Source organism: Blastomonas sp. (assembly GCF_046294995.1).
Classification (GTDB): domain Bacteria; phylum Pseudomonadota; class Alphaproteobacteria; order Sphingomonadales; family Sphingomonadaceae; genus Blastomonas.
Window position 1 is genome coordinate 13,679 of the sequence record NZ_JBKBOG010000012.1, and the last position, 17,990, is coordinate 31,668.

Annotated in this window: 16 protein-coding genes and 1 tRNA gene; 15 read left to right on the top strand and 2 right to left on the bottom strand. The window is 65.0% G+C overall.

The genetic code is table 11. The features are described 5' to 3' along the window. The first annotated feature begins 47 nt into the window (after positions 1–47). The 7 genes from ACK4R0_RS12720 (at position 48) to ACK4R0_RS12750 (ending at position 6,766) form a co-directional block, all read left to right on the top strand. On the top strand, positions 48–665 hold the full coding sequence (locus ACK4R0_RS12720) for a 50S ribosomal protein L25/general stress protein Ctc (RefSeq protein ID WP_409674442.1): 618 nt from the start codon (positions 48–50) through the stop codon (positions 663–665). Positions 666–787: 122 nt separating this feature from the next. Beyond that, positions 788–1,357 carry an aminoacyl-tRNA hydrolase gene (pth, locus tag ACK4R0_RS12725; RefSeq protein WP_409674444.1) on the top strand — a complete coding sequence of 190 codons (570 nt, stop codon included), beginning with the start codon at positions 788–790 and terminating at the stop codon, positions 1,355–1,357. 5 nt (positions 1,358–1,362) lie between these two features. Further along, the gene (locus tag ACK4R0_RS12730; RefSeq protein WP_409674446.1) at positions 1,363–2,211 is read left to right on the top strand and encodes a hypothetical protein; all 849 of its coding nucleotides are present in this window, start codon (positions 1,363–1,365) and stop codon (positions 2,209–2,211) included. A 54-nt stretch (positions 2,212–2,265) separates the two neighbouring features. Beyond that, a complete protein-coding gene (ychF, locus tag ACK4R0_RS12735; protein ID WP_409674448.1) occupies positions 2,266–3,366 on the top strand; it encodes a redox-regulated ATPase YchF in 1,101 nt (366 codons plus the stop codon). 99 nt (positions 3,367–3,465) lie between these two features. Then, a complete protein-coding gene (locus tag ACK4R0_RS12740; RefSeq protein WP_409674450.1) occupies positions 3,466–5,022 on the top strand; it encodes an alkaline phosphatase D family protein in 1,557 nt (518 codons plus the stop codon). Further along, a complete protein-coding gene (locus ACK4R0_RS12745) occupies positions 5,019–6,260 on the top strand; it encodes an ectonucleotide pyrophosphatase/phosphodiesterase (protein ID WP_409674452.1) in 1,242 nt (413 codons plus the stop codon). The genes ACK4R0_RS12740 and ACK4R0_RS12745 overlap by 4 nt, the downstream gene beginning before the upstream one ends. Positions 6,261–6,301: 41 nt before the next feature. Next, positions 6,302–6,766, top strand: a complete 465-nt coding sequence (locus ACK4R0_RS12750) for a MaoC family dehydratase (protein WP_409674454.1) — start codon at positions 6,302–6,304, stop codon at positions 6,764–6,766. 12 nt (positions 6,767–6,778) lie between these two features. Here the strand turns inward: ACK4R0_RS12750 and ACK4R0_RS12755 are convergent, their stop codons facing one another. Both ACK4R0_RS12755 and mutL read right to left on the bottom strand, forming a co-directional pair. Next, positions 6,779–7,291, bottom strand: coding sequence for a hypothetical protein (locus tag ACK4R0_RS12755; protein WP_409674456.1), 513 nt, complete (start codon positions 7,289–7,291; stop codon positions 6,779–6,781). 287 nt (positions 7,292–7,578) lie between these two features. Then, the gene (gene mutL / locus ACK4R0_RS12760; RefSeq protein WP_409674458.1) at positions 7,579–9,375 is read right to left on the bottom strand and encodes a DNA mismatch repair endonuclease MutL; all 1,797 of its coding nucleotides are present in this window, start codon (positions 9,373–9,375) and stop codon (positions 7,579–7,581) included. A 178-nt stretch (positions 9,376–9,553) separates the two neighbouring features. On the opposite strand from mutL, the gene ACK4R0_RS12765 reads away from it, so the two are divergent. The 8 genes from ACK4R0_RS12765 (at position 9,554) to ACK4R0_RS12800 (ending at position 17,971) form a co-directional block, all read left to right on the top strand. Next, positions 9,554–10,597 carry a rod shape-determining protein gene (locus ACK4R0_RS12765; RefSeq protein WP_017670842.1) on the top strand — a complete coding sequence of 348 codons (1,044 nt, stop codon included), beginning with the start codon at positions 9,554–9,556 and terminating at the stop codon, positions 10,595–10,597. Positions 10,598–10,610: 13 nt separating this feature from the next. Further along, positions 10,611–11,525, top strand: a complete 915-nt coding sequence (gene mreC, locus ACK4R0_RS12770) for a rod shape-determining protein MreC (RefSeq protein ID WP_409674460.1) — start codon at positions 10,611–10,613, stop codon at positions 11,523–11,525. Continuing rightward, a complete protein-coding gene (mreD, locus tag ACK4R0_RS12775) occupies positions 11,522–12,037 on the top strand; it encodes a rod shape-determining protein MreD (protein WP_409674462.1) in 516 nt (171 codons plus the stop codon). Before mreC ends, mreD begins: the two co-directional genes overlap by 4 nt. A gap of 13 nt (positions 12,038–12,050) precedes the next feature. Next, positions 12,051–13,970, top strand: coding sequence for a penicillin-binding protein 2 (mrdA, locus tag ACK4R0_RS12780; protein WP_409674464.1), 1,920 nt, complete (start codon positions 12,051–12,053; stop codon positions 13,968–13,970). Further along, complete coding sequence (gene rodA / locus ACK4R0_RS12785) at positions 13,970–15,094, top strand: rod shape-determining protein RodA (RefSeq protein ID WP_409674466.1); 1,125 nt, start codon at positions 13,970–13,972, stop codon at positions 15,092–15,094. The genes mrdA and rodA overlap by 1 nt, the downstream gene beginning before the upstream one ends. 157 nt (positions 15,095–15,251) lie before the next feature. Continuing rightward, positions 15,252–15,327: transfer RNA gene (locus tag ACK4R0_RS12790), tRNA-Lys, on the top strand. 699 nt (positions 15,328–16,026) lie between these two features. Next, entirely contained in the window at positions 16,027–16,506 is a 480-nt protein-coding gene (locus ACK4R0_RS12795) for a hypothetical protein (RefSeq protein WP_409674468.1), read from the top strand. Then, positions 16,493–17,971, top strand: a complete 1,479-nt coding sequence (locus ACK4R0_RS12800) for an efflux transporter outer membrane subunit (RefSeq protein ID WP_409674470.1) — start codon at positions 16,493–16,495, stop codon at positions 17,969–17,971. Before ACK4R0_RS12795 ends, ACK4R0_RS12800 begins: the two co-directional genes overlap by 14 nt. The last annotated feature ends 19 nt before the right edge of the window (positions 17,972–17,990 follow it).

The following is a 17,990-nucleotide window of genomic DNA, read 5'->3' on the forward strand; positions in this document are numbered from 1 at the left end:
GCGTGGCGCGGGGATTGAACGACCACCAAAAACTCTGGAGACAGTTTATGAGCGATACGCTTACCCTGTCGGCCCAGCTGCGTGATCGGGCAGGCAAGGGAGCCTCCCGTGCACTCCGCCGCGAAGGCCGTGTACCCGCCGTAATTTACGGCGACAAGAAAGAACCGGAAGCCATTCACATCGCCGAGCGCGATCTGAACAAGATGCTTGGCACCGGCCATTTCATGAACTCGATCGTTGAAGTCGAAATCGACGGCAAGTCGGTTGTCACGCTTCCCAAGGACGTGGCTTTCCACCCCGTGTCGGATCGTCCGCTTCACGTCGATTTCCTGCGTATCGCCAAGGGCTCGACCGTCGAGGTCTCGGTCCCTGTCATGTTCATCAACGAAGAAGCCTCGCCCGGCCTCAAGCGTGGCGGCGTTCTCAACGTCGTGCGCCATGAGCTCGAGCTGGTCTGCGACGCCACCAAGATTCCCGATCAGATCGAAGTCGATGTGACCGGCACCGATATCGGCGATTCGATCCATATCTCTGCGGTGACCCTGCCCAAGGGCAGCGAATCGGCGATCACCGATCGCGATTTCACCATCGCCACCATCGTTGCTCCTTCGGCGCTCAAGTCGAGCGACGGCGAAGCTGCCGATGAGGAAGCTGAAGAAGCGTAATCCACTATTTAGCCCTCTCCCCTTCAGGGGAGAGGGTTGGGAGAGGGGGAGTCAGGGCGACGTTGCTTAGGCAGTCCCCTCTCCCCTACCCTCTCCCCTGAAGGGGAGAGGGAGTTTTCTCGATGCAAATCTGGGTCGGCCTTGGCAATCCCGGCGCGGAATATGCGATGAACCGGCACAATGTCGGTTTCATGGCGCTCGATACCATTGCCGATGTCCACGGCTTCGAGCCCCCCAAGCGTCGCTTCCAGGGCTGGGCCATGGAAGGCCGGCTTGGCGGCGAAAAGCTGCTGCTGCTCAAACCCGCAACCTTCATGAACAAGTCCGGCCAGTCGGTTGGAGAGGCGATGCGGTTCTTCAAGCTCGAGCCTGACGCGGTCACCGTCTTCCACGACGAGCTCGACCTTGCGCCGTTCAAGGTCAAGGTCAAACGCGGCGGCGGCACCGCCGGGCATAACGGCCTGCGTTCGACCGACCAGCATATCGGCCCCGAGTTTCGCCGCGTGCGCATCGGCATCGGCCACCCCGGCAACAAGGACCGGGTCACCGGCCATGTGCTGGGCAATTATCACAAGACCGAACTCGACGACCTCACCGACATGCTCGGCGCGATCGCCGCCGAGGCGGGCTGGCTCGCCCAGGACGACGACGCGCGCTTCATGAACGACGTGGCGCTGCGGCTGCAGGCGTGACTTCGATGGCGGATCTCCGCTCGAAAAGCCCAAGCAACCGGCTGCTCCTGGCCTTTGCGCTGACGTCGCTGGTTGCGGTGATCAGCGGCGTGGTGACCATGGCAAGCGCCGGGACACCCCCGTCACGCTGGATTTACAACCTTGCCGCCTGGGGTGTCGGTGCGCTGCTCGCCATCGCCATCGTCAAGGCGCGACCACGCGGGCTTGCCTGGCCGATCATCGCGCTCGGCGGCGCTGCAGCGCTTGCCGCGACCTTGATCGGCCCCGATCAGCTTGGCGTGCACCGCTGGCTGGCGATCGGTCCGCTGTTCGTCAATGTCGCAGGGGTCGTCCTGCCTGCGGTCATCGTCGCGCTTGCACGCCTGGGGCATAAGAACCGGCTTGCACAGGCGGTCGCGCTCGCTGTCGCCGCGGTCCTGGCGCTGCAGCCCGATGCCTCGCAGGCCTGGGGCTTCGCACTCGCCTGTCTCGCCTGGCTGCTGCCCGACCGCGCGCCGAGCGTGCTGGTGCAGGCGTTCGTGCTGGTCGCGCTGGCGGTGCTGGCCACGCTCAGCCCCGATCCGCTGAGCCCGGTGCCCGAGGTCGAACAGATCGTCTCGCTTGCCTTGTCGGTGCACCCCGCACTGGCGGCGCTCGCGGTGACCGCGCTGGCCACGCTGCCGGTATGCCTCTTGCGGTTCAGAGCCAGGAGCCGCGCCACCCGCGCGTTGGCGATCTACATCGCCGCGATCTGCGCCGCGCCGCTGTTCGGCTGGTTTCCGGTTCCGCTGGTTGGCGCCGGGATGAGCTTTCCGCTCGGGCTGTGGCTCGGCATCGCATTGCTGGCACTGGAATTGCCCGAACAATCCCGCTAGGGCGGCGCCAAAGTCGGCGGCGGCGCCGGCATCTCTATCAGACTGGGATAATTCATGGGTTTCAAATGCGGTATTGTCGGGCTGCCCAATGTCGGCAAGTCCACGCTGTTCAACGCGCTCACCGAGACGCAGGCGGCGCAGGCGGCAAACTATCCGTTCTGCACGATCGAGCCCAATGTCGGCAACGTCGCGGTGCCCGATCCCAGGCTCGACAAATTGGCCGCGATCGCAGGCAGCCAGAAGATCATCCCGACCCAGCTCGCTTTCGTCGATATCGCAGGCCTGGTGCGCGGTGCATCGAAGGGCGAGGGTCTGGGCAACCAGTTCCTCGGCAACATCCGCGAAGTCGACGCGATCGTCCATGTGCTGCGCTGCTTCGAGGATGACGACATCCAGCATGTCGAGAACAAGGTCGATCCGATCTCGGACGCCGAGACGGTCGAAACCGAATTGCTGCTCTCCGACCTCGAAAGCCTTGAAAAGCGCGTCCCCGGCCTCGTCAAGCGCGGGCAGCAGGGCGACAAGGAATCGAAGATCGGCGCATCGGTGCTCGGCAAGGCGCTCGAGCTGCTGCGCGAAGGCAAGCCTGCACGGCTGACGGAACCTGCCGACGAGGAAGAAGCGCGCGTGCTCGCACAGGCGCAATTGCTGACGTCGAAGCCGGTGCTCTATGTCTGCAACGTCGATGAGGGCAGTGCGGCCAACGGCAATGCGTTCAGCGCGCGGGTGTTTGAAAAGGCCAAGGCCGAAGGCGCCGAGGCGGTCGTCGTGTCCGCCGCGATCGAGGCCGAGCTGATCACCATGGACATGGACGGCCGGATGGAGTTCCTCGCCGATCTGGGTCTGGAAGAAACCGGCCTCGCCCGCGTGATCCGCGCTGGCTACGACCTGCTCCATCTCATCACCTTCTTCACCGTCGGCCCCAAGGAAGCGCGCGCCTGGACGGTAGAGGTCGGATCGAAGGGCCCGCAGGCGGCCGGCGAGATTCACAGCGATTTCGAGCGCGGCTTCATCCGCGCCGAAACCATCGCGTACGACGATTACATCGCGCTCAATGGTGAAGCCGGTGCGCGCGATGCGGGCAAATTGCGCCAGGAAGGCAAGGAATATGTCGTGCAGGACGGCGACGTGCTGCACTTCAAGTTCAACGTCTGATCCCGCAATTCGGCGCGGATTGGCAGGGCGTCATCGAACTGCCAGATTACGCGCCTAGGGAACGGACAATCCTCTCCCTGACCTGAAGGACATCGCTGGATGCTCTCCCGCCGCCTGTTTATCGCCGCCGCTCCGCTCACCCTGATCGGCGCGCCTGGCATCCTGCGCGCGCAAAGCGTGTTCCGCACCTTCCCGTTTGCGCTGGGTATCGCCTCGGGCGACCCCTCGCCCGATGGATTCGTGATCTGGACGCGGCTGGCCCCCGATCCGCTCGAATTGCACGGCGGCATGGCGATGACCCCGATGGACGTCGAATGGGAAGTGGCGAGCGACGACCGTTTTGCCACCGTCGTCGCGACGGGCACGACGGTGGCGCGGCCCGAAGTTGCGCATTCGGTGCATGTCGAGGTCGCCGGACTCCAGCCCAACCGCCCTTATTGGTACCGCTTCACCGCGGGCGGCGAACGCAGCTTCTCAGGTCGCGCGCGCACCCTGCCCGCCGCCGGAGCAGCGATGGACAAGCTCAAGTTCGGCGTCGTCGGCTGCCAGAATTTCGAGGACGGTTTTTTCGGCGCGTACAACCATCTGGCGCGCGAGGACCTCGATTTCGTCTTCCATTATGGCGACTATATCTATGAGTGGCGCGGCAGCCCGAGCAGCGCATCGTATTTCACCGGCAAGCTGCAGGTTCCGGTGCGCCAGCATGCCGGGCAGTTGCTCTATGACCTGGCCGATTATCGCCAGCGTTACGCGCAGTACAAGACCGACACCGACCTGCAGCGCGCGCACGCCGCGCACAGCTTCTTGCCCACCTTCGACGACCACGAGGTCGACAACAACTGGGTCGCCGGGATCAGCGGCAGCGGATCGCCCGCCGAGATGTTCGAACTGCGCCGCGCTGCTGCACTGCAGGCGTGGTACGAACATATGCCGGTGCGCAAGGCCAACATGCCGCGCTTCGGCAGCGGCACTTTCCATCGCACCGCGCGCTTTGGCAACCTCGCCGAAATCCAGCTGCTCGACACCCGCTCCTATCGCAGCGACCAGGCCTGCGACGATGGCTTCAAGCCCTTGTGCGAGGGCGTGAACGACCGAAACGCGCAGGTTCTGGGCGCCGAACAGGAGGCATGGCTGGCGAAGAACCTGTCGGGCAGTCAGGCGCGCTGGAATTGCCTTGCGCAGCAGATCATGATGATGAGCCTCGACCGCAGGCGCGCGGCCAACGAGGACACCCGCATCGCCAACATGGACAGCTGGGCGGCCTACGAAGTGCCGCGCCAGCGGCTGCTCGGCCGGATGGCAGGGCTCGGCAACGTCATCGTGCTCACCGGCGACGAGCACCAGAATTTCGTCGGCGATCTGGTCCACAAGGACAAGGTGGTCGGCACCGAGATCGTCGCGACCTCGATCAGCAGCGGCGGCGATGGGTCGGACCTGCGCTATGGCAGCGAGCAGATGATGACCAACAATCCCGAGCTCAAGTTCCTCAACGACCAGCGCGGCTATGTGGTGTGCGAGGTCACCCCCGATGCCTGGCTCAGCCACTTCCAGGTGGTCGACAAGGTTTCGGTCCGCGCCAACAGCATGACCCGCCGCGCCACTGCCGAGGTCGCATACGGCGTCCCCGGTGCGAAAATGACAGGATTGCCCGCATGATCATCGCCATTCGCGCCTTCATCGTCCTGTGCTGGAGCGCGGCGCTGGCGTCGGCCCTGCCCGCGACAGCGCAGCAGGCCGAGCGCCCCTCGACGATCCTGATCTCGATCGACGGAATGCGCCCCGATTATCTCGACCGCGGCCTTACCCCCAATCTCAACGCGCTGAAGGCCAAGGGCGTCGCCGCCGCGATGCGCCCGAGCTTTCCGACCAAGACCTTCCCCAACCACTATACCATCGTCACCGGCATGCGCCCCGATCGCAGCGGCATCGTCGGCAATTCGATGATCGATCCGCGCCGTCCGGGGCAGATCTTCAGCATGGGTGATTCCAAGCAGGCGCTCGATCCGTTCTGGTGGAACGAGTCCGAACCTGTGTGGATCACCGCCGAAAAGGCGGGCGTGCGTTCGGCGACGATGTTCTGGCCGGGCAGCGAGGTCGCCAGCGGCGATGCTGCGGCAGGCCCGACGCTGCGCCCGCGTGACTGGATGCGCTTTGATCAGAACATCTCCAACGAGCAGCGGGTCAACACCGTTCTCGACTGGATGCGCCGCCCCGCCGATATCCGCCCGCAGCTGATCACGATGTATTTCGACACCGTCGACACTGCAGGACACCGTTTCGGCCCGGGCCGCACGCCAGAGCTCGATGCTGCGATCGCCGACGTCGATGCGCGGATCGGCGAACTCGTCGCCGGTCTTGCCGCGATGGGCCGCGAGGCCAACATCGTCATCACCGCCGACCACGGCATGGCGCAGACCGCCGAGGACCGCATCATCCAGCTCGACGACTTGATCGATTCGGCAAGCTACATCGCGGTCGAGATGGGCCCTTATGGCGCGATCGAACCGGTGACCGGCACCGACACCCGCGTGTACGACGCATTGCTCAAGCCGCACGACCACATGCAGTGCTATCGCAAGGAAGACCTGCCCGCGCGGCTGCATTACGGCAAGAATCCGCGCGTCGCGGCGATCATCTGCCTGGCAGCGCCCGGCTGGACGATCCTGTCGGGCCCGCCGCGTTATCCGGTGACCGGTGGCGCGCACGGCTATGACAATGCCGATCCCGATATGCTCGCGCTGTTCATGGCGTTCGGCCCGTCGATCAAGCCTGTGGCGGACCTTCCAGTATTCGACAATGTCGATGTCTACCCGCTGGTCGCGCGGCTTGCGGGCTTCGATCCCCTGCCGTCGGATGGCAATGCGAAGACGCTTGCCGGCATCGTCGGGCGATAATTCGCTTGCAGTTTCAAGGTTGCCAAACGAAACTGATGTCCATGATGTACTTTGAAGATCTCGCAATCGGCGTCACCCAAAGCTTTGGCCGCTACGATGTCACCCGCGAGGAGGTGATCGAATTCGCCTCCAAATATGACCCGCAGGAGTTCCACTTGAGCGACGAGGCGGCGGCCAAGACCCATTTCGGGCGGCTGTCGGCGAGCGGCTGGCACACCTGTGCGATGACGATGGCGATGCTGGTCGCCAACCTCAAGGAGCACAAGCAGGCGGGGCTCGGCTCGCCCGGGATGGACGAGCTGCGCTGGGTCAAGCCGGTCTATCCCGGCGACACCTTGCGCTGCGAAAGCAAGGTCATCGAGAAACGCCGGTCGAAGAAGCGCCCCGAGATGGGGCTGTTCAAGTCCGACCTCACCGTGTTCAACCAGAACGACGAGCCGGTGATGACGATGCGCAGCAACGGCCTGATCAAGGTGCGCAACCCCGAAGCGCCGATCGAGGATTGAGCCCCTACAGGGTCAGTTGCAGACCCAGAACCCTTGGCTGTAGGTGAACGCCGGACCGTCGGCGTCATTGACCTGCATCGTGGCGGCACTGCCCAGCGTCCGGGTGTCGCTGGCGGACACCGTCAGCGTGACCCCGTCGCCGGAAAAGCTGCCGCCGGTCGCCGCCACTGTAGCGGCTGGCGCGACATCGATCTGCCTGCCTGCAACCGAGATGATGCCCTTGCCCCCTGCCCGGCTCGCCACCAGCACCGGCAGCGCGCCCTCGCTCGGGCTGAAGCGGCACGATCCGCTCACCAGCCCCGCCTCGCTGATCGCGCTGGACAGCAGCGGTTCGAGCTTTGATCCTTCCGCATCCACGGCCTGTACGCCGGTGACAGGCGCGGGCGTCGCGCCGCCCGCCGAAGCCGAAACCGTGCCCTGCTGCGCCGCATTGTCGCCATCGAGCGTCACCAGCGCATCATCGGCGGGCTTGTCATTGCTGCACGCAGCGAGAAAGGCGAGCGGGACGAGGAGGGCGTTGCGCATGCGGGATGCTCCGGAATTGGGGAATGATGGCGGGGCTATAGCGTGATAGCCAATGCGATCAAAGTCTCTCCATTCCCGCTCGCGGGCTTTGCCTCTCCCTTGATGGGAGAGGCAGCGAGACTTGGCAGTCCTGAGCTTGTCGAAGGACTGCCTTAGTCGCAGCGGTGAGGGTGATGGTGCGCCTTGGCGCTGAGGGTGCGCATTCAAAAGCACAGCGCAATCCGGAGAGATCACCCCCACCCAACCCTCCCCCAATCAAGGGGGAGGGCTAACGAACAAAGTCCGCGCTATTTCCGCCCGAACAGCCGCTCGATGTCGCCGTGCGCCAGCTTCACCCAGGTCGGCCGCCCATGGTTGCACTGGCCCGAATGCGGGGTGATCTCCATTTCGCGCAGCAGCGCGTTCATCTCGGCGACCGAGAGCACGCGGCCTGCGCGGACCGATCCGTGGCACGCCATCGTCGAGGCGACCAGATCGAGCCGTTCCTTGAGCGACAGTGCCGCGTCGAACGCGCCAAGTTCATCGGCGATGTCCTGCACCAGACCGTGCACGTCGCCGCCGCCGAGCATCGCGGGCACCGCGCGGACCAGCACCGCCGCAGGGCCGAAGCGCTCAACCTCGAGCCCGAAATCGGCAAGCTCGCCCGCGCGCTCCTCGATCCGGTCGCATGCGGTCTCGTCGAGTTCGACGACCTCGGGGATCAGCAACGCCTGGCTCGCGACCCGGCCGCCATCGGCCGCCTTGCGCATCCGCTCGAGCACCAGCCGCTCGTGCGCGGCGTGCTGGTCGACGATCACCAGCCCGTCCTCGGCCTCGGCGACGATATAGGTCTTGGCGATCTGCCCGCGCGCGATGCCCAGGGGATAGCGCTCGGCCATCGGCACCGGCGCATAGGACGGCTCGGCACGGCCCATCGGCGCGGCGGCGATATAAGGCTGGCTGCGTTCGGCGACACCCGCGGCGGCCAGCCACGCCGGTTCCTGCGCAGGAGCCAGCGCCATCGCATGGGCCGCGCTGAACATGTCGCGCTCGGGCGGCGGCGGAGCAGCCTCGCTCTGCCAGCGCGAGAGCGCGCCCGCTGCCGGGCGCTGCACCGCGCGGAAACCTCCTTCGTTGAGTGCGCGCCGCAGCCCCGAGACGATCATCCCGCGCACCATCGCCGCATCGCGAAACCGCACCTCGGTCTTGGCGGGGTGAACGTTGACGTCGACATCCTGCGGCACGACGTCGAGGAACAGCGCCACCACCGGGTGCCGGTCGCGCGCGAGCATCTCGGCATAGGCGGCGCGCACCGCGCCGACCAGCAACCGGTCGCGCACCGGTCGGGAATTGACGAACAGGAACTGGTGATCGGCCACGCCCCGGTTGTAGGTCGGCAGCCCTGCCACCCCGGTCAGCCGCACGCCTTCGCGCTCGAAATCGAGTAGCACAGCGTTGTCGGCAAGCCCGCGTGCGGTCAGCGATGCGATCCGCGTCAGCCGCGCCTCTCCGGCCTGCACCGAGAACACCCGCCGCCCATCGGATTCGAGGCTGAATGCGATATCGGGCCGCGCCATCGCCAGGCGTTTGACCACATCGCTGCACGCGGCGTATTCGCTGCGCGCCGAGCGCAGAAACTTGCGCCGCGCAGGGACATTGGCGAACAGGCTGTCCATCCGGATGCGGGTCCCCGGCGGCAACGATGCCGGGCCATCTTCGACGACCTCGCCATGATCGACGACGCGGCGCCAGCCATCGCCGTCCGCTGTCCGGCTGGCGATCGAGAGCCGCGCCACGCTGGCGATGCTGGGCAAGGCCTCGCCGCGAAAGCCCAAAGTCGCGACCAGTTCGATCGCATCATCGGGCAGCTTGGAGGTCGCGTGCCGCTCAAGCGCGAGCGCAATGTCGTCCGCAGCCATGCCGCAGCCGTTGTCGATCACCTCGAGCCCGCCCAGGCCGCCGTCCTCGAGCGATATCGCGATCCGGTCGGCGCCTGCATCGATCGCGTTTTCGACCAGCTCCTTCAACGCACTGGCCGGTCTTTCGACCACTTCGCCAGCGGCGATCCGGTTTATAAGGGCGTTTGGAAGCCTTCGTATTGACATGCCCCCGGTCCTAGCCCAAGCGCGGCTTGGACGCGACTCCCGAGTTCCCCGCATATCCATGCTTGGTCTGTCCGGGCTCTCGGGTTAGCCTCCGCCTTGAGACCCCTTGCGCTGCAAAACGGCGCGGTTGCCGTGAACGCCGCCTCGTTCCCGGTCACTTTGCTTTTGGAAAGTCTTCATGTCGTTCATCTCCAAGCTTTTCCGGTTCGGTTCGCACAATATGGCGATCGACCTGGGTACCGCGAACACGCTGGTTTACGTTCAGGATCAGGGGATTGTGCTGAACGAGCCTTCGGTGGTGGCACTGGAGACGATCAACGGCATCAAGCGGGTCAAGGCGGTGGGCGTCGATGCCAAGATGATGATGGGCAAGACCCCGGATTCGATCGAAGCGATCCGCCCGCTGCGTGATGGCGTCATCGCCGACATCGAAGTCGCCGAGCACATGATCAAGTATTTCATCCAGAAGGTGCACGGCAAGCGGAGCATGTTCAGCTATCCCGAGATCGTGATCTGCGTGCCCTCGGGTTCGACCTCGGTCGAGCGCCGCGCGATCCGCGATGCGGCATCGAACGCCGGTGCCAGCCAGGTGATGCTGATCGTCGAGCCGATGGCAGCTGCGATCGGCGCCGACATGCCGGTGACCGAACCGATCGGATCGATGGTCGTCGATATCGGCGGCGGCACCACCGAAGTCGCTGTGCTCAGCTTGCGCGGCCTTGCCTACACCACCTCGGTGCGCACCGGCGGCGACAAGATGGACGAAGCGATCGTCTCGTACGTCCGTCGCCACCACAACCTGCTGATCGGTGAAACCACCGCCGAGCGCATCAAGAAGGACTTCGGCGTCGCCGTCGCGCCTGCCGATGGCATCGGCCACACCATCCAGATCAAGGGCCGCGACCTCGTCAACGGCATCCCCAAGGAAATCTCGATTAACCAGGGCCAGATCGCGGAGGCCTTGTCCGAACCGATCAGCACGATCGTCGAGGGCGTTCGCATCGCGCTGGAAAACACCGCGCCCGAACTTGCCGCCGATATCGTCGATCAGGGCATCGTGCTTACCGGTGGTGGCGCGCTGATCCAGGGATTGGACGCGCATCTGCGCGAGGAAACGGGTCTTCCCGTCTCGGTCGCGGAGGATCCGCTGACCTGCGTTGCCATCGGCACCGGCCGCGCCATGGAAGATCCGATCTTCCGGGGCGTGCTGATGACCGCCTAAGGGCGTTTCAAGCATGGCGCCGCCCCGCAAACGGCGCCCCGGGTTCTCCCGCAAGGCGCAACTGCAAATCTTCACCGGCTATCTGCTGGCGTTTACAGGTGCGTTCGCCGGATTGCTGTTGCTGGCCTTGTCCTATTTCGATCCAGCCGCTTTCAGCGTCGTGCGCAGCATCACGGCAGAGGTCACCGCACCGCCCGCCCGCGTGCTGACCGGCGCCCGGGTCAGCGCGCAGAGCGGCTGGAGCGAGGTCGCCGCCTATTTCGAGGCTGGCTCAAAGAATGCCAGGCTGCAGCGCGAGGTCGAGCGCAACCGGGTTAGGCTGATCGAGGCGCGCGCGCTCAAGCAGGAAAACCGCGAACTGCGCCGGTTGCTCGGCCTGATCAAGCAAGAGGGCCGCCCGGTCGCCACCGCGCGCCTGATCAACTCGAGCGCATCGAGCAGCCGCCGTTATGCCACGCTCGATGTCGGCTCGCGCCAGGGCGTCCAGCGCAGCCAGCCGGTGCGCGGCCAGCGCGGATTGATCGGCCGCGTGCTCGAGACCGGACCCAACACCTCGCGCGTGCTGCTGCTCAGCGATGCCGAAAACGTCGTTCCGGTGCGCCGTGCGCGCGACGGCGTGGTGGCGTTCTCGCAAGGCCGCGGCGACGGGCGGGTCGAGATCAAGCTGATCGATATCGGCATCAACCCGTTCAAGGTCGGCGATGTCATGGTGACATCGGGCAATGGCGGCATCTATCCGCCCAACGTGCCGGTCGCGATCATCGAACGGCTGACCAGCGATGGCGCCATCGGCAAGCTGCTCGCCAACCCCGCCGGCACCGATTTCGTGATCGTCCAGGAAATGTACGAGCCCGAACTGGCAGACCCGGAAAAGAGCGGCCTTCCACCGGTGTCGCCCGGCCCTGCCCCCGGCGCACCGCAGCTGTGAAGGCACCCTATCGCGCCCGGCTCAACCGCGAGCCATCCAACTTCCGCAAGGCCGCGGTGCCGATCCTGTCGGTGCTGGCCGGGTCGATGACTCCGCTGCTGCCATTGGTCGCATCGGCGCCGGTGCTGCCGCCGTTCGGGCTGATGGTGCTGATCTCATGGCAGGTGCTGCGTCCCGGGCTCTGGCCGGTCTGGGCGGGGGTTCCCTTCGGCATATTCGACGACATCATCGGCGGCCAGCCGGTGGGCAGCGCGGTGCTGCTGTGGTCGATCATTCTGATCGCGATCGACCTGATCGACCAGCGCTATATCTGGCGCAATTACTGGCAGGACTGGTTCATCGCCGCGGTGTCGCTTATACTCGCGCTGGCAGGCGGCCTGGCGATCAACAATTTCCTCGCGAGCGACACCCACCTGTCGGTGCTGTATCCCCAGATGATTCTTTCCATCTTTACCTTCCCGCTGGTGCTGCGACTTGTTGCGCGGCTCGACCATGTCCGCCTGAAACGGTGAAGGCGCGTCATCCATGAAGCGGCCGGGAAAGCTGATCACCCGCAACTCGCTGAACGTCACGTTCAACCGCCGCACGGCGCTGATCGGCGGCGCGCAGGCCTTGCTCGGGACGATCCTGGCCACCCGCATGGCGTATATCTCGGTGGTCGAGAACGAGCGCTACAAGATGCTGTCGGAGAGCAACCGGGTCAATCTGACGCTGATCCCACCCCGGCGCGGCTGGGTGATCGACCGCCACGGCAAGCCACTGGCCAACAACAAGGCCGATTTTCGTGTCGACCTGATCCCGCAGCGGGTCCGCGATGTCGACGCCACGATCGGCCAGTTGCGCGACATTCTCGACATGTCCCCGGACCAGGTCGAAGACCTGCACACCGCAATGAAGGATGCACGCGGATTGCAGCCGGTCCCCGTGGCGTCAGGGCTGAGCTACGAAAAATTCGCCGCACTTTCGGTCCGCCTGCCCGATCTGCCAGGGGTCGCGCCACAGCGCGGCTTCTCCCGGCAATACCCCACGGGCGCTGCGGTCGGCCATCTGCTGGGCTATGTCGGCATCGTCAATGCCGAGGAGTACGAGAAGAACCGAAACCCGCTGCTGATCACCCCAGGGTTCAAGATCGGCAAGGACGGGCTCGAGCAGTATTTCGAGCCGCAGCTGCAGGGCAAGCCGGGTGCGCGCAAGGTCGAGGTGACCGCGCGTGGCAAGATCGTGCGCGAGCTCGGCGTGCAGGAGGACATTCCGGGCAAGCCGCTCAAGCTCACCATCGATGGCGGGCTGCAGGAATATGTCGCGCGGCGCCTGGGCCGCGAATCGGGCGCGGCGGTGGTGATCGACTGCCAGACCGGCGGTATCCTCGCTTTCTGCTCGATGCCGTGTTTCGACCCGAACAGCTTTTCGGACGGCATCGGCCGACTCGAATATGCGATGCTGTCGCAGGACGAGCGGGTGCCGTTGCTCAACAAGGCGACGCGGGGGCTGTATCCTCCCGGCTCCACGCTCAAGCCGATGGCGGCGATTGCCGCATTGCAGAACGGCGTCGATCCTGACGAGACCGTCAACTGCCCGGGCGGCTATCGCCTCGGCAACCGCTTCTATCAGTGCCTGGGCCGCCACGGCGCGGTCAACATGACCCGCGCGATCGAGAAGAGCTGCAACACCTATTTCTATGCGCAGGCGCACCGGCTGGGCTATGACAAGATCGCGATGGTCGCGCGCGAGCTGGGGTTGGGAGAGGACTTCGATCTTGCCGGCGCCAACCAGCGTTATGGCACCATTCCGGACAGCGAATGGAAGCTGAGCAAGTACAAGCAGGCGTGGACCGCATCGGATTCGCTCAACGCGGTGATCGGACAGGGCTATGTCATCGTCAATCCGCTGCAACTGGCGGTGATGACCGCGCGGATCGCCTCTGGCCGCAGGCTGTACCCGCACTTCATCCCCAACGACAAGGTCGCCCCCACCCTGCCCTATCCACCCGAGCATCTGGCGATCGCGCAGCTCGGCATGGCGCAGGTGGTCAGCCAGGGGACCGCGGCGCGCAGCAAGCTGCCGCTCGAGGGAATCGCCATGGCGGGCAAGACCGGCACGGCGCAGGTCCGCGGGTTCGGCTCGGGCAGCCGGGGCGGCGCGGGCGTGCCGTGGAAATACCGCGACCATGGCCTGTTCATCTGTTTCGCGCCGGTGGAAAAGCCGCTTTATGCCGCCGCGGTGGTGATCGAGCACGGCCTTGGCGGATCGCGCGCCGCAGCCCCTGTGGCCAAGGATTTCATGACCTACATGTTCGATCCGCAAAAGGCGATGGACAGCCTGCTCGCGCTCGAAGCCGGATGGGGCGGCAACATATCCGAGCGCATGGCGTCCGAGTTCGCCGCATTTCGCGCGCGCAGCGAAGGCCGGGGTCCCGCGACGCCACCCGAAGCGACGGCAGGCTGATGTTCGGCTTCGTCCCCCGCCAGATTGCCGAGATGCCCTGGCAGATCATCTGCATCACGCTGGCGATCGCCGGGTTCGGCGTGGTGGTGCTCTATTCGGCTGCCGGGGGCAGCGTATCACCCTGGGCAGGCACGCATGCCGTGCGCTTTGCCGTGTTTCTCACCATGGCGCTGGTGATCCGGCTGTTCAGCGAGAATTTCATCAAGCTGTGGACCTATCCCGGCTATATCGTCGTCGCGGTGCTGCTGCTGCTGGTCGAGCTAGTCGGCGCGGTCAAGGGCGGCAGCCAGCGCTGGATCGATCTGGGCCTCATCCGCCTTCAGCCGTCGGAGCTGATGAAGCCGTTGGTGGTACTCGCCATCGCGCGCTTCTACGAGCTGCTGCCGATCGGCCAGGCGCGAAGCTGGTCGGCGATCTGGCCACCGCTGCTGCTCATCGGCGTGCCGTGGTTTCTGGTAATGACCCAGCCCGATCTCGGCACCTCGATCGCGATCATGGTCGGCGGCGTGACCGTGATGTTCCTCGCGGGCGTGCCGCTCAGGCTGTTTGTCGGCGCAGGCCTTGCAGGCGCGGCTTTCGTACCCTTCGCCTTCTTCTTCCTGCTCAAGGACTATCAGCAGAACCGGGTGCTGACCTTCCTCGATCCGGAAAGCGATCCGCTGGGCACCGGCTATCATATCAGCCAGTCCAAGATCGCGATCGGATCGGGCGGGATCAGCGGCAAGGGCTATCTGCAGGGTTCGCAAAGCCACCTCGATTACCTCCCCGAGGGCCACACCGACTTTGTGTTTGCGACCATGGCCGAGGAATGGGGGCTGATCGGCGGGCTGGTGGTGATCGGCCTGTTCGGGCTGCTGCTGCGCTGGGCGACATCGGTATCGCTCAACGCCTCCAGCCGCTTCGGCAAGCTGGCCGGCGGCGGGCTGACGATGACGATCTTCTTCTACATCGCGATCAACCTGCTGATGGTGATGGGCCTGGCCCCCGTCGTCGGCATTCCCCTGCCCTTCCTCAGCTATGGCGGATCGTCGATGATGACGATCATGATCTGCATCGGCCTGCTGATGGGGATCGAACGCAGCACCCGCCAGGGCAGCGGCAGCGGCGGACGCGTGGTCAGCTGACGCGTGGTCGGCTGACGCGCCGCGCCCAACCACGGCAAGCGCGCAAACCAGAAAATCGCAGCTTTCCCAACAAAAGCCTTTTCATCCGCGCCCAATCTTTTATAGGCAGCGCTCTTCCCGGCGGCGGCCGATTCGATATCGCCCTCGCCAGTGGAATGGACGCATAGCTCAGTTGGTAGAGCAGCTGACTCTTAATCAGCGGGTCCTTGGTTCGAGCCCAAGTGCGTCCACCATATTTTCCTTATGAAAACAAAAATTCAATAGCAGCCGATGTTAGCTGCCGCGACCGCTTTGAGCTCTAGGTAACAGTCGGACCAAAACATCTTTGGTTCGTCGTGACACGCGCATCCGGCAAGATCGGTGCGCGACATCCAGACAGAGCGCCGGATCAGTCCATCCGCTTTGCCGACGATTTGACCATTTCTGCAATATCAGTTTCTCGGTAGCCGTATTGAGACGGATTCCTCTTCTGATCAGCGACAGTGCTGTCGGCTGTCGACCCAAGATCGGCCGTTCCCATCCGCACTGATAGACGTCTGCGCTAGTCAAGAGCGGTCGATCACAGTGGACGAACTGGGCTGTTGGCAAGGCGGCAAGTCTGCGAACGCTCAGAACGCCAATCCTATATCCGACAGATGACAGTACCCAACCCGACCCATTCGTTCCCGCGTTCATCTAAGAACGGCGGCGTGCAACAGAAGCTGCCATCTACCTCACATTCAGGTTCTACTGCGCGTCATCATTTCTATCACTCGGTTCACCAGGTATTTATTCTGAAGGCACCCGCACGCTTACTTGGTAATTGAAATTTGTTTCAAATAAAAAATTTGGATGTGATCTGGCCTCCCCCCCCCGAAATGGTGGCAAACTAACTAAATCATCGAACTTTCAAAAAATCTTGAAACAATGCTGTCATCGGCTATGGGTTTGCGATGCACCTCGCCGAACCGCCCGCGCTGTCGATTTCCGAGCGGCAGATGATAGACCTGATTGGCGACCAGCTCAGATACCACCGCTTTGCTCGCCCCGCGGGGCGATTGTTCGGATTTGCAATCGTCACCGGCCAGGCGTTCACGTCGCAACAGGCAGAGGAGGCGCTCGGGATGAGCGCTGGCTCCGTGAGCAGCGGATTGAAGCCGTTGCTCGATATGCGGCTGTTGCGCCGGGTCGATGTGCGCGGGGACAGGCGTCATCATTATGTCCATGACGAAACCGCGCTCGACCGGATGCTCGAGGGTTCCATCGTCGCGATGGAACGACACCGCGCCCAGATCCACCAGCGGTTGCGCTCAGTGACCCGCCCAGGGGCCGCCAAGCGGATCGAGCGGCTGTGCCGCATGTCCGAGATCATCGGCGAGACGATGCAGGAAGCTGCGCGGCGTTTCAGCAGCGAACACGATGACCAAAGCTGACATCACGACCCGGGCGCGCGCTGGCGCGTTGCTGCGCGCTGCATTGCTGTGCGCAATGTTGGCCGGCTGCGCGACCGTGCCCACACGCCCCGCGCCGCCGGTGCCGTTGCCCGAGCGTTTTGTCGCGCCGGGAGAGGCACCCGCCGGTGACGCCGTTGCGGTGGCCGATCGCTGGTGGACCAGCTTTGGCGACGAGCGGCTCGAACTGCTGGTCGAGGCGGCAGTGAGCGACAATCCCGCGATCGGTCAGGCGGTCGCACAGACCGAGATCGCCGCCGCGCAGGCCCGGATTGTGCGCGCCGACCTGTTCCCGCAGGTCAACGCCGCGCTCGCTGCCTCGCGGCAGCGCCAGAACCTTGCCGGACTCGGACCGATCGGCGCGCTGCCCGGCACGCCTGGTGGGGATCTCCCGAGCGGTTTCACCTTCAACAATTTCTCGACCGCGCTCGAAGTCCAATGGGAACTCGACATCTGGGGTCGGCTGTCGAGCCAGAGCGCGGCCGCACGCGCCGATTTCCTTGCGAGCGCGGAAAACCTGCGGGCGACCCGGCAGGCGATCGCGGCGCAGGCCGGGCGGCTCTATTTCCAGGTCGTCGAGTCACGCGCGCAGCTTGCGGTCGCACAGACCACCGAAGCTGCGCTGACCGAGATCGAGCGCCAGATCGCCAACCGCGCCAGCGCCGGAATCGCCCCGCCCAGCGATCAACTGCTCGCGAGCGCCAATCTGGGTGCCGCGCAGGCCGGGGTGGAGCAGCGCCGTGAAGCGCTCGAGCAGGCGACCCGCCAGTTCGAAATCCTGCTGCGCGACTATCCCGCCGGCACCATCGCCACCCCCGACACGCTGCCCGAGGTCCCTCCGCCGCCACCTGCGGGCTTGCCTGCCGACCTCCTCGTCCGCCGCCCCGATGTCGCTGCCGCCGAACTATCATTGCACGCCGCAGGATATCGGCTCGAGGCCAGTCGGCGCTCCTTCCTGCCCGGGATCGGGCTGACCGGATCGATCGGCACCGCGAGCCAGGATATCGGCCGCCTGTTCGACGGCGGTTCGCTGGTCTGGACCATCGCCGGACGATTGCTTCAGCCGATCTTCCAGGGCGGGCGGCTGCGCGCGCAGGTCCGCAGCGCCGAAGGCCAGCGCGACGAGGCGCTCGAGCTCTATGCCGAGGTCGCGCTGCAGGCGCTCTCCGAGGTCGAGACTGCGCTCGCCATCGAGCAGGTGCTGGCGCGCCGCGAGGCTGCTTCGGACACCGCCGCGCGCGCCGCAGAAGGCGCAGTCGAGATCGCCTTCAACCGCTATCGCGAGGGGCTCGATCCCTTTCTCAACGTCCTCGAGGCGCAGCAGCGCGCGCTCGACAGCCGAAGCGCACAGATTGCCACCCGGCGGGCCCGGCTCGACAACCGGATCAACCTCCATCTTGCGCTGGGCGGCGATTTCGTCGCGCCCGGCGATGCGACCAGGAATTGACACGCATGCGTCCTCCCCG